The organism is Phyllobacterium sp. SYP-B3895 (assembly GCF_009647635.1).
GTDB classification, from domain to species: domain Bacteria; phylum Pseudomonadota; class Alphaproteobacteria; order Rhizobiales; family Rhizobiaceae; genus Phyllobacterium; species Phyllobacterium pellucidum.
The window spans coordinates 128,136-140,343 of record NZ_WJIG01000003.1 but is presented as its reverse complement, the minus strand read 5'-3'; the positions used below and the strand labels follow the sequence as shown (position 1 = coordinate 140,343).

Below are 12,208 nucleotides of genomic sequence, written 5' to 3'. Positions count from 1 at the left end.
GGGCAGTTTCCTGCCCCGCCACTCGAAACTTCGCTCAATTGAGCGATGCTTCCTTCGCGGCCGGACCACTATAAGGCGGTGCATCGTAGAATTTATCAAGCGCCGCTTTCAACGGTTTGCGCGCTTCCTCCGAATAGTGGGTCGAGTGCCCGCCCTCGAACAGTTTCACCGGTACGCGCTGCCCTAGCCCCGCTCCCTTTAGATCAAGCTCGGTCTGATAGAATGGTATAACCGCATCCGACCAAGCCCCAGTGCCGAATGACGCGACAGGCGCGGTCGAGGCGCGCCTTACCATCCGTCTTGGCCGCGGAAGTGCGGGGACCGGGCATATGGAGGAGCGTAACATCTGCGCATGCCGCTGACTCGTTCTAAACCAGTCCGGCCTTGATTCCGTCCATGCTGTCCCGGACTGCCTCGGCGGGGTTTTCGAGCTGCTGAACTTCCTCGGCAAAAGGCTCGAAGGAGAAGGCACCGTCATACCCCTGATCGATGAGCGCGCGCATCTGCTCGAGATTGCCGAGCCGGTCCTTGCCGTCGACCAGTACTCGATGCGGATCGCGCATGGCGCTGACCGTGACGTCCGGATCGGTCACGCCGGAAATATGGACCAGGCCGGTCATCGCCGGGAAAAGTTCCGGCTCGCCGGCAAGATGATGGTGGAACGTGTCATGCACGAGCTTGAACCGCTCCTCCCCGCCGACCGCCTGAATGGCCTCGACGGCCTCGCGCTTGGAGCGCAGGGAGCAAACCTCGAAGCCGAGCGGCTCGACATAGCCGATCAAGCCACGTTGTTCGAGAATGGGCTTCAGCCCCTTCAGCGCCGAACGCAGGTTCGCCTGGCGCTCACCATCCCTTTGCCCGGTGCCGTCATTGACGGGAACGAGCACCAGTGCCTTGGCGCCGACGTCCCTTGCATAGTCCGCAAGTTCCATTGCCTCTTTCTCGCGCTCCGGTGTCCAGTCGTTGAAGCGCTGCAGCGCGTTGATCGTTGCGATTCTCACGCCGACCTCGTCGGCCAATGCCTTCACTTCGCTCGCGTCCGTGCCGTCCATGATGGCGTTGCCGCCAAGATCATTGCGGATCTCGACATCCTTGAGGCCAAGCGACTTTGCCAGTTCAAAGAATTTGCGCGGCGAAAGCCCGGGAGCGACCATATGATTGAGAGCAAAAACTGCATGCGAAATTGTGTCGGTCATGTGATTTCCTCCCGAAGATCAGAACGTCGCGCAAGGACGTTGCCGTTGGGCGTGAACATCTGTCGTGATCGCCTCGTCGTCAATCACCATGATGAGCGAAAAACTATCATTCCTGATAGATTCGGTGGTGACGAGACGTCAGATATTCTCCGGCAGGTAGATGTCGAAGGGCAGGAAGGTCTGGCCCGGAGCATTGGCCGCGCCCCGCTCGATCGCATGGCCCATGAGATAGACGAGTTCGCGGCAAAGCCGCTGCAGCGGCGTGGAGATCGCCATTGTAACGATGTTGTCGGCAAGCGCGGCGCGCGATTCCGGCGTGATCTCATTGACGATCATCACCGGCGGCGGTTTGATGCCCGTTTCCCGCAGCGCGGCGATTGCCCCCTCCATGCCGCCACCAGCCACATAGCAGCCGGCAAGGTCGGGATGGCGGCGCATCAGGTCGAGCATGGCCTCATGGGTGATCTGGCGGGTTTCGAGGTTGACCATCGTATCGAGAACGGTGAATTCCGGCGCCTCTTCGCGGAAAAACGCCCGAAAGCCGATCTCGCGCAGTTCGTGACCATGATAGCGATGGCTTCCAACGAAGATGACGACCTTTCCGGGCTTGCGCGCCGCCTTGGCAATCATCCACGCCGCAGTCCGCCCAACCTTGCGATTGTTGACGCCGATATAGCCTTCGCGCACGCCGGCGGCGAAGTCCGATAGCAGTGAGAAGACCGGAATATCCTTCTGCTTCAATTCCTCGACGGCCGCGGTAATCGCCGGATGATCCGGTGCAACCAGGCCGACCGCGCGGCACCGGCCCGCTAGCGGCCGCAGCTTGGCGACGATATCTTCGGGCGATTGCGAAGCGCAGAATTCAACCTGGGCCATGCCGCGAAAATGCGCGGCTTGCGCAACGGCGTTTTCGATCTCGCGTGCAAAGCTTTGATAAAATTGATGACCCGGCTTGCTGAGCAGGAATCCCACCTTGTATTCCGGGAGTTCCTGACGCATGCGCTGGCGAATGAGACCGGCGGCGTGATAGCCGATCGTGTTGGCCGCCTCATAAACGCGCCGCGCCGTCTCTTCACGCACCGGCAACCGGTTGTTGAGCACCCTGTCGACCGTTGCAACGCTGACACCAGATACCCGCGCAAGATCAGCAATAGTCGGTCGGTTCGCCATATCTTCTTCGCCTGATAGATTCTATCATCGTTTCCTACCATGACATGAGGGCAAATGATAGAATTTCCTCATCCTCGATTGAGGCGCGACAGCTATACTCATAATATCCAGGCCAACACGGAATTCCGTTGCAACGATCTGGGAGGTCACGCAATGAACACAGCCACCTTGGCGGCGCCGACAAAAAGGGATTACAGCCTCATCGGCCGGGATTCCCGCCTCGCCGTGGAATCCGGTCTCGCCGCCGCCGAGTGGTATCATACGGACATTCCGCGCAAGCAGATGAAGGAACTGATGAAACGCAGCGATGGCCCCGCCATTCGCGATACGATCATCTGGCTCGGGAGCATGACCGTCCTTGCCGGTCTTGGCATCTACTTCTGGGGCAGTTGGCTATGCGTGCCCTTCTTCCTCGCCTACGGCGTGCTCTACGGTTCCGCATCGGATAGCCGCTGGCACGAATGCGGGCATGGCACCGCATTCAAGACGCGCTGGATGAACGACGCGGTCTATGAAATCGCCTGTTTCATGATTATGCGCAACCCGATCACCTGGCGCTGGAGCCACACGCGCCATCACACGGACACCGTTATTGTCGGCCGTGATCCCGAGATCGCGGTCATGCGCCCGCCTGACCTCTTGCGCCTCGTCCTCAACTTCTTCGGCATTCTCGACGCCTGGCACGCGATGACCGATCTTGTCCGCAATGCGTCCGGCATTGTCAGCGCCGAGGAAAAGACTTTCATTCCCGAACAGGAACAGCCCGAGGTCATCCTTGTCGCGCGGATCTGGGCGGCGATCTACCTCGCGACCATTGCGCTCTCCATCTATATGGGCTCGATCCTGCCGCTGATGGTCATCGGCCTGCCTCGTCTTTATGGCGCCTGGCACCATGTCATGACCGGGCTTCTGCAGCATGGCGGCCTTGCCGACAATGTCATCGACCACAGGCTGAACAGCCGTACGGTTTACATGAATCCGGTCAGCCGCTTCATCTACTGGAACATGAATTATCACGTCGAGCATCACATGTTCCCGATGGTGCCCTACCACGCGCTGCCGCAGCTCCACGCCATGACCAAGCACGACCTGCCCGCGCCGAACCCATCCATTTTCAGCGGCTACCGCGAAATGATCCCCGCCTTCATTCGCCAATTGCGCAACGAGGACTACTTCCTGAAGCGTGAACTGCCGGCAACGGCAAAGCCCTACCGCGAGGCGTTTCACAACGAAGCTTTGGCGTCCGCAGCGGAATAGCCGGGTCTGTATCCAGGACAACATTCGGGAGGAATGAATATGAGCAATTGGGTTGAAGCCTGCACCTCCGAGGATATCGACGAGGAGGACGTCATGCGCTCTGATCACGACGGGCGCACCTTCGCGATCTATCGCAGTCCCGAGGACGAGTTCTTCGCCACCGACGGTTTGTGCACGCATGAGCATATCCACCTTGCCGACGGCCTGGTGATGGATGAGATCATCGAATGCCCGAAACACAACGGCCGCTTCAACTACAAGACCGGCCAGGCCAAGGGTGCGCCGGTCTGCGTCAACCTCAGGACATATCCGGTCAAGGTCGAGTCCGGCAAAGTCCTCATCCAGCTCGGGTGACTGTCATGGAACGTGGTATGGTCATCATCGGCGCTGGCGAATGCGGGGTGCGCGCGGCATTTGCCCTGCGTGAAAACGGCTATGGCGGGACGATCGCGTTGATCGGCACCGAACCCCACCTTCCCTATGAACGGCCGCCCCTTTCGAAAGAGGCGATGGTCTCGGACGATCATCCCTTGCCGAGAACCATCGCCAGCATCGAACAATTCGCTGAGCAGCGGATCGAGTTCATCGGCAATTCAACCGCTGCGTCTATCGACCGGGCCGCAAAGTCGGTCGTCCTTCACGACGGCCGAAAAATTCCATACGAGCGGCTGCTGATTGCCACCGGCGCGCTGCCGCGCGCCCTGCCGCTTGCTGCAGGCAGCAAGCATTGCGTGACCTTGCGCAGCTATGACGACGCGCTGCGCATCCGTGCGCGCTTCGGTCCGGCGGCACGCATTGCTATCATCGGTGGTGGGTTCATCGGCCTCGAACTTGCCGCAAGCGCACGCAAGCGCGGCGCGGTGGTGACGGTCATCGAGGCGCAGCCGCGTATCCTGATGCGCGGCGTACCCGAAGAGATCGCCGAGGTCATCGCCGCCCGCCATCGCCATGAAGGCGTCAGTCTCCGCTGCGGAGCGGGGATCGCATCGATCAACGACACGGACGAAAGCGTCAACATCATCCTTGCTGACGGCACGGAAATTGCCGTCGATCTTGCGGTGATCGGGATTGGCGCCTTCCCTGTTACGGATCTGGCTGAAGCAGCCGGTCTCGAAACCGCCAACGGCATTATCGTCAACGATTGGCTGCAGACGAGCGACCCTGACATATTTGCTGCCGGGGATTGCTGCGCCTTTCCACTCGCGATCTATGGCGGACGGCGCGTGCGCCTGGAGGCCTGGCGCAATGCGCAGGAACAGGGTTCCCTCGCCGCGCGCAACATGCTCGGCGGTCGGCAGCCACACGAATCCGTGCCGTGGTTCTGGTCTGATCAATACGAACTCGGCTTGCAGGTTGCGGGACTTGCCGACGAAGCGACGCAGACAATCCGCCGTGACCTTGGCGACGGCGCCTTCATGCTCTTTCACCTTGCCGCCGATGGCCGGCTTGTCGCAGCGAGCGGGATCGGACCCGGCAATGTTGTCGCCAAAGATATTCGCCTCGCCGAGATGTTGATCCAACGCGGCGCGCGGCCGGTTCCGGCGCAGCTTCAATCGAGCCATGTCAAACTCAAATCGCTGCTCGCGGCCTAAGGCGGGATAAACCATGCGAAACCTGCGCCCCACCGTCGCGGACATTCTTGCACTTAAGGGCCGCCGCCAGCTAACCATGCTGCGGGTCGAAACGCTGGAGGAAGCCGAGGCTGCCGAATGCGCCGGCGTCGACATGCTTTCCGTACCGCCGGCGCTGCTTACGCCGGAATTTCGCGACGCGGCGCCCTCTGCCTTTACCGTGCCCGGCCTCGAATACGGCGATTTCGTCACCGCCGAGGATTACCTGCGGGGTGCGTTCATGGCACGCAAGGCCGGCGCCGACGCTGTCTATTGCGCCGCAAGTCTTGCCACGGTGCGCCGGCTTCGCGACGAAGGCATCCCCGTATGCGGACATGTGGGCCTTATCCCCTCCAAGGCGACCTGGACGGGCGGATTCAGGGCGGTAGGCAAGACCGCGACGAGCGCGCTCGAAATCTGGCGACAGACCAAGGCGCTTGAAGAGGCAGGCGCCTTCGCCGCCGAGATCGAGGTCGTGCCGGTTGAAGTCGCCTCGGCCATCAGCGAGCGGACATCGCTCTTCATGATCTCGATGGGCGCCGGCACGGGCTGCGATGCGCAGTATCTTTTCGCAGCCGACGTGCTCGGTTCGAATCGCGGCCATTACCCGCGCCATGCCAAGGTATATCGCAACTTCACTGCTGAACTCGACCGCCTGCAGCAGGAAAGGATCGCGGCCTTTTCCGAGTTCGTCGCCGACGTGAATACCCGGACATATCCGGGACCAGAACATGTCGTCGGCATGCCGCGCGATGAACTGGACCGGTTCTTGCGCGAACTGCCCTGAAACCGCGTCGTCGCGTGAACCGCAAAAACACCCTCGATATTAAACTGTCCTTCTACCAAAGCCCAATTGCTTTGACCGACCCTTTCAAAGAACATGCCAGTATTTAAGGCCGGTTAGCTAAATAAATATTGGGGAATTTTTGATGAAGGTCACAGTTCAACTGCTTGCAACATTATTGCTACCCATGGTCGTTGCCGGATGTAACAATGATTCCTCTGACGGGCCGACCGGCGATCCTGCGCCAACGTTCATAACGGAGCCCAATCCTCCAATAGCGCCACCGGAACTCGAGCCCCGATGGGATACCGAACCGGAAGTCGTTCCCAGCAAGACGTCCAAGCATTGCGTCGATCCGGAGCTTGATGACCAGCAAGCTATCAACGCCTCCATCAATTCCAGCAATGGCACCTTGCCCGCGAGCGTCGCGCAATTGCTTCCGGTTCCTGCTTATGCGTCCAGTGCCTCCGCTGGCACTTCCCTTGATGCGCGGACCCTGATCGCCGTCGATAAGAGCTATCCGGGGCTCCAGCCTGTCGTTGCGTATCTGCGCAGCACGCTCAAGCAATCCACCGGATATGAGTTGCCCATAAATCCTGGGATCGTCGATAGCGCAGTAATATCAGCGCCGCCTTGCATCAAACTTGAAATCCGGGCGCTCAAAGCCTCGAACGGTCAAAGCATTGGGGCCGAAGGCTACTCCCTTACCACCACGGCCAAAGGAGTGGCGATCAGGGCGCCAAGTCCCAAAGGATCGTTCAACGGAGTGGAAACGCTGTTGCAACTTCTTCCGCCCAAGGTCTACAGCGCGCCAAAGCAGCCACTATCCTCGGATGATATCGTTCATAGTATTTGGAATGTCCCGGCCATTCAAATCGTCGACTGGCCGCGCTTTAGCTACCGAGGCATGAGAATCGATTTGGAAAAGGGGGCGTTTGGCACTGCCGACATAAAGCGTCTTATCGACGAAATGTCCCGCCTGAAGATGAACACGCTTCATTTGCGGCTGACCGCCGAGCAGGTATCCGCCATGCTCTCGAACGGCCAGGCCGTTATTGGTTCGGAAACTCAATGGTACAAGCAGGAATCCGTCAAGGATCTCATTGCCTACGCGTCAGACCACTTGATCAATGTCGTCCCAAATGTGGATGTTTCCAATTTAACAACGTTATGCGGTTCTCATTGTGCTGGCGCAAGTTTGGAGGAGTCCGTCAATAGCGTCATCACAGGGATGGTGGCAGTCACGCCGGGTCAGTATTTCGACATCAGCATTGGTTACGAAGCGAAGTTGCCACCTGAAGATTTCAAGCGACGCATTGAAATTTTGCCTCCGCTGCGGTGCGCAAGGCCGGGAAAACACTCATGGTCGGGGGTACGATGGGCAATTATCCCCTTCCTGCAGGAACGCCCGTGCAATATTGGGGCGCTGAGCCGACTGGAACCGACCGCTATGCTGTTGGGGTATCTTATGCGAAAATCGAAACAGTCGACAACAGTCTGAAGCAAGGCGCCAAGCTGATTATTTCTCCGGTGGACCGCACCGTCTTCGACATCAAGTACGATGCCAAGACGCCCTATGGAATATACTTCAGCAACTACCTCAATCTGGAAAGATCCTACGGCTGGGACCCGTTGTCGGCGATCGCACCGGAAAACGGCAAGGCACGCCCGCTTGGCAAGGATGAAGTTCTGGGCGTCGAGGGCACGATCAGCGGCCGTCATGGGTTTGAGTATATGACACCTGAAGAACGGACAACCTCGGAAAAATATCTCGGCTACATGGCCTTTCCGCGTATAGCTGCTATTGCCGAAATCGGCTGGTCGCCGCAGGCCTCCCGTTCATGGGATGGCTTCAAAACGCGACTTCCATATCAGGGAGAACGTTGGGACGCGGACCACATCGAATATTACAAGACGCCTGAGGTGGACTGGAAGCAGCCGTCCGGGCTCTTCGTCATCAATCGCTGACGGTCCCTGGCTGCACATTCCGTGTGCCTGCCATCCGAGACATGGTCGGAACAGAATGGTTGGACGTTGGTTGCGAGCCTCAGCCCGGGCAGATCCGGGCTGAGGCAATTGCCTTAAGCCTCGACCTCGACATTGCCGAGCGGCTTGGAGCAGCAGGCGAGGATATAGCCCTCGTCGATCTCCTCATCGAGGATGCCGCCATTGTGGTCCATGTCGACGTCGCCGGCGAGCTTCATGATCTTGCACGTGCCGCAGAGACCCGACTCGCAGGCGGCGGCAATGCGGATGCCGGCACCGCGCGCCGCCTTGAGGATCGTTTCTCCAGCCGCGCATGGGACCTCCATGCCGGACATCGAGAACGTTAACGTCGCGCTCGCGGCTGCCGGCTCCGTGGAGATCCCGTCGAGCATCGGCAGAACAGGCTCGGGCGCCGGGCCGAAGCTTTCCTGATGGTAGTGGGCCATGTCGAATCCGGACGCTTCGAGCATATTGCGCACATCGCGCATGAAGCTTTCCGGACCGCAGCAGAAAATGGTCCTGTCCTTGAAGTCCGGGGCGAGCAGCGGCAGCTTCGGCGTTTCGAGCCTGCCGCGTATGCCGGTCCAGACCTGCCCCATCTCGTGCTCCTTGATGAGGAAGGTCAATTTCAGGTTCGGCATGCAGCTCGTCAGATATTCGAGTTCCTTGCGGAAAATGATATCGCTCGGCCGCCGCGCGCAGGTAACGAAATTGATATCGCTCTGCGGCGCGCAATCATGCATCCAGCGCGTCATCGACATCATCGGCGTGATGCCTGAGCCGGCTGATATGAAGAGATACTTGCTGCCGGGATGCTTGCGCATCGAAAAGTCGCCGAGCGGGCCAAAGGCTTTGAGACGCACGCCCGGCATGAGATGATCGAGCATCCAGCGCGTGCCGATGCTACCTTCCTGCGCCTTGACCGTCACGGCGACGGTGAAGGGTCGGGAGGGGCTCGATGACAATGTAAAGGTACGCAAAACCGCTTCCGGTTGCACGGGCAACTCGAAGGTCATGAACTGGCCGGGCTCGTAACGAAACCAGTTATGATTATCCGAGCGGAAGGTGAAGGTCTTCACATTGGGCGCTTCCTCGACGACCGAAAGACATTCGAGAAGATGCAGCCGGTCGTTCCACGGCTGCATCTGGTCGAGGTGCGGATAACTCTGGGAAACGCCCATGTTCATTCAAGCAACCCTGCTGAGTTTCGTATCGCCGGAAAGCCGCGTTTCCATGGCATTGCTGTACCATTCGAGGAATTGAAGGACGCCGCCTTCATGCTCGACCGAATAGGGACCGGGTTCATAGGCCGGCGAGCGAATGCCGAACGCGTTTTCCTCGACGATGCGACGGTCCTGATCGTTGGTTTCCAGCCACACATGCGTCAGCTCTTCGAGATTATAGTCGACGCCCTCGACCGCATCCTTGTGAACCAGCCACTTGGTCGTGACTTGCGTCTCGTTCGGACCGAGTGGCAGGACACGGAAAGAAATCGCATGGTCGCCAAGGATATGATTCCACGTCGTTGGATAATGGTAGAGGAGGAGCGAACCTATGCTCCTGGCGTTGACGTCGTCGCTGAGTTGACGGCCAACCGCCCGCTTGCCCGATAGAGTATAGCTCTCGGCGTTGTTGATGAGCGGAACACGGGTCGCCCGATACTGCCCATCTTCCGCGATGCGGAATACGCTTGGCAGACCGGCAGCCTCGCACATGTTCCAGTGCGACACCATTTCCGGATCTTCCTTCGAACCCTGAATTCCGGTGGCGCTCGGCGCCTCCGGGAAGGTCTTGCAAAGCTCAGGATGGTTGCCGGCGCAATGGTAGCACTCGCGGTTATTCTCCCAGACGAGCTTCCAGTTGCCTTTTTCGACGATCGAACTCTGGAAGGCGACCTTGGTTTCCGTCAGCCGGTGTGGCGCAAGGTACGGCTCGAGCAGGGTTCGTGTCGGGGTGAAATCGGGCGCGATCTGCGCAAGGCAGATGAAGATGTAGCCGCCGACGCTCTCGCAATGCACCGTTTTCAGACTGAACTGGCTCGCGTCGAAATCCTCGCCCATCTGGCGGGCAAAAAGCAGACGTCCATCGAGCTCGTACGTCCACTGGTGATAGGGGCAGACGAGCTTTGCCGAGCTCCCCTTCTCACCCGCGCAGATGCGCGAGCCGCGATGGCGGCAGGAATTGTGGAAGGCGCGAATCTGTCCCTGGCGGTCGCGCACGATGACGACCGGGTAGTCGCCGACCTGTACCGTGAAATAATTGCCGGGTTTGGCGACTTCGCAATCATGGCCGATGAACAGCCAGTCGTGATAATAGATCGTCTCCATGTCGAGACGGTCATAGTCTGGGTCTGAGTAGAAAGCCTGTTCCAGTCCGTAGCCCGGTTTCCGGTTTCTGAGATTCCGGAGAAGTTCATTGCGAATGTCCATGTCGCGTCCTCGCCTTAAGCCTGCAAAGAACTGACTGGTGGTGACGGAGAAGAACGTCCGTACAGCCAACGTTTGTCGACCGCACAAAGCCATGCTCCTTGATCGCCCACCGCGATCAGTCGGTTTTCCCTCAAGGCTGGTTTCCGGGCTCTGGAGTTGCCTTTTCAGACTTCACGGCGCCTTCCCGGGGTGCACTCCCAGTGGCTGTTTTGCCGCGTTTTACTCCACTACCGTTGCGGGGGCAGCGCCGGGTTTTAACCGGCTTCCCAATTCTCCGCCTTCCCTAGAAAGCGGCACCTCAAGTGGGCACGATAAAAGCATCGGGCTTTGGAAAAGGATAGGTGCGGAAACGACATCGCATTTACGAACGGCGACACGCGGCATTTCGGTCAAATGGTGCGCCGCACCTTTGACCCCAGGCGCTGTCGATTTTCGGCACAGACGCCGATCATACCATTGGGCGATGCAGATATTGCCTGATCGATTCCGGCTTCATCTCTATCGAGAACCCCGGCATCGAAGGGGGCATATAGGCGGCATTGCGAATGTCGCAGGGATCGACGAAATGCTCGTGCAGATGATCGACATATTCGATCACCCGCCCCTCCTTGGTGCCCGACACCGCGATGTAGTCGATCATCGACAAATGCTGCACATATTCGCAAAGCCCAACCCCGCCCGCATGCGGCCAGACCGGCAGATTGTATTTTGCAGCCATCAACAGCACCGCCAGCACCTCGTTGAGCCCGCCCATGCGGCAGGAATCGATCTGGACCACATCAATGGCACCTTCAGCGATGAACTGCTTGAACATGATCCGATTCTGGCACATCTCGCCGGTCGCCACCTTGACCGGTTTGATTGCCTGGCGAATCTTGCGATGTCCGGCGACATCATCCGGGCTCGTCGGTTCCTCTATGAAGAACGGCTTGACGAAGGCAAGCTTCTTCACCCAGTCGATGGCCTCGTTGACCTCCCAGACCTGGTTGGCATCTATCATCAGGATACGGTCTGGCCCGATCACCTCGCGGGCGATCGTGAGCCGGCGGATGTCATCCTCGAGATCGCGCCCGACCTTCATCTTGACGTGATTGAATCCGGCGTCGACGGCCTCTCGGCAAAGCCGGCGCAGCTTTTCATCGGAATAGCCGAGCCAACCGGCGGAGGTCGTATAGCAAGGATAGCCTTCGGCCTTGAGGGCAGCAATGCGTTCCGCCTTGCCGGCATCGGCTTTCCACAGAATGTCGAGTGCCTCGTCGCGGGTCAGCACATCGGTCAGGTAGCGGAAATCGACAATGTTGACGATTTCCTCCGGCGTCATCTCGCCGACCAGCTGCCAGACTGGTTTGCCGGCTTCCTTAGCCAGCAAGTCCCAGACGGCGTTGACGACGGCGCCGGTGGCAAGATGCATGGCGCCCTTGTCCGGCCCGATCCAGCGCAATTGACTGTCGCCGGTGATAAAATGCCAGAAGCGTCCCGGATTTTCCTTCACCCAGTCGAGTTCAAGTCCGATGACAAGATGCTTCATCGCTTCGATGGCGAGGCAGCAAATCTCGTTGCCACGCCCGATAGTGAATGTGAGGCCGTGCCCGGCAAGACCATCCTTGTCCGTATCAAGAACGACATAGGCCGCCGAATAATCCGGGTCCGGGTTCATCGCGTCGGAACCGTCGAGGCCCTGCGACGTAGGGAAACGGATGTCGAAAACCCGAAGATCGGTGATGCGGGTCATGTCTTGCTCCTGAAATTGCCCAGTAATCTCGTGTTCAATTTTGG

General features: G+C 59.0%; 12 protein-coding genes and 1 riboswitch. Of the genes, 6 read left to right on the top strand and 6 right to left on the bottom strand.

The genetic code is table 11. From position 1 onward, the window contains the following. Window positions 1-34: 34 nt before the first annotated feature. From GF108_RS13250 to GF108_RS13240, 3 genes are all read right to left on the bottom strand, one after another. Window positions 35-295: a hypothetical protein gene (locus GF108_RS13250; RefSeq protein ID WP_153668374.1), complete on the bottom strand. Its 261-nt coding sequence runs from the start codon at window positions 293-295 to the stop codon at window positions 35-37. 73 nt (window positions 296-368) lie between these two features. After that, on the bottom strand, window positions 369-1,196 hold the full coding sequence (locus GF108_RS13245) for a TIM barrel protein (protein WP_153668373.1): 828 nt from the start codon (window positions 1,194-1,196) through the stop codon (window positions 369-371). A gap of 138 nt (window positions 1,197-1,334) precedes the next feature. Then, window positions 1,335-2,366 (bottom strand): LacI family DNA-binding transcriptional regulator, encoded by a 1,032-nt coding sequence (locus GF108_RS13240; protein ID WP_153668372.1) that lies wholly within the window; start codon window positions 2,364-2,366, stop codon window positions 1,335-1,337. Between the two features lie 153 nt (window positions 2,367-2,519). On the opposite strand from GF108_RS13240, the gene GF108_RS13235 reads away from it, so the two are divergent. The 6 genes from GF108_RS13235 (at window position 2,520) to GF108_RS13210 (ending at window position 7,985) form a co-directional block, all read left to right on the top strand. Next, window positions 2,520-3,623, top strand: a complete 1,104-nt coding sequence (locus GF108_RS13235) for a fatty acid desaturase family protein (RefSeq protein ID WP_153668371.1) — start codon at window positions 2,520-2,522, stop codon at window positions 3,621-3,623. A gap of 39 nt (window positions 3,624-3,662) precedes the next feature. Next, window positions 3,663-3,977 (top strand): MocE family 2Fe-2S type ferredoxin, encoded by a 315-nt coding sequence (locus tag GF108_RS13230; protein WP_153668370.1) that lies wholly within the window; start codon window positions 3,663-3,665, stop codon window positions 3,975-3,977. A gap of 5 nt (window positions 3,978-3,982) precedes the next feature. After that, window positions 3,983-5,215: an NAD(P)/FAD-dependent oxidoreductase gene (locus GF108_RS13225; RefSeq protein ID WP_153668369.1), complete on the top strand. Its 1,233-nt coding sequence runs from the start codon at window positions 3,983-3,985 to the stop codon at window positions 5,213-5,215. 13 nt (window positions 5,216-5,228) lie between these two features. Then, window positions 5,229-6,020, top strand: coding sequence for a 3-methyl-2-oxobutanoate hydroxymethyltransferase (locus GF108_RS13220; protein WP_153668368.1), 792 nt, complete (start codon window positions 5,229-5,231; stop codon window positions 6,018-6,020). Between the two features lie 142 nt (window positions 6,021-6,162). Next, the gene (locus GF108_RS13215; RefSeq protein ID WP_153668367.1) at window positions 6,163-7,518 is read left to right on the top strand and encodes a glycoside hydrolase family 20 zincin-like fold domain-containing protein; all 1,356 of its coding nucleotides are present in this window, start codon (window positions 6,163-6,165) and stop codon (window positions 7,516-7,518) included. After that, complete coding sequence (locus tag GF108_RS13210) at window positions 7,428-7,985, top strand: family 20 glycosylhydrolase (RefSeq protein WP_172982639.1); 558 nt, start codon at window positions 7,428-7,430, stop codon at window positions 7,983-7,985. Before GF108_RS13215 ends, GF108_RS13210 begins: the two co-directional genes overlap by 91 nt. Before the next feature lie 113 nt (window positions 7,986-8,098). On the opposite strand, the gene GF108_RS13205 is transcribed toward GF108_RS13210, so the two are convergent. From GF108_RS13205 to GF108_RS13195, 3 genes are all read right to left on the bottom strand, one after another. Beyond that, window positions 8,099-9,184, bottom strand: a complete 1,086-nt coding sequence (locus GF108_RS13205) for a hybrid-cluster NAD(P)-dependent oxidoreductase (RefSeq protein ID WP_153669424.1) — start codon at window positions 9,182-9,184, stop codon at window positions 8,099-8,101. 6 nt (window positions 9,185-9,190) lie between these two features. Beyond that, complete coding sequence (locus GF108_RS13200) at window positions 9,191-10,432, bottom strand: aromatic ring-hydroxylating dioxygenase subunit alpha (RefSeq protein ID WP_153668365.1); 1,242 nt, start codon at window positions 10,430-10,432, stop codon at window positions 9,191-9,193. Between the two features lie 116 nt (window positions 10,433-10,548). After that, a riboswitch (cobalamin riboswitch) is annotated at window positions 10,549-10,748 on the bottom strand. A 132-nt stretch (window positions 10,749-10,880) separates the two neighbouring features. Beyond that, entirely contained in the window at window positions 10,881-12,164 is a 1,284-nt protein-coding gene (locus GF108_RS13195; protein ID WP_153668364.1) for an L-fuconate dehydratase, read from the bottom strand. Between the last annotated feature and the right edge of the window lie 44 nt (window positions 12,165-12,208).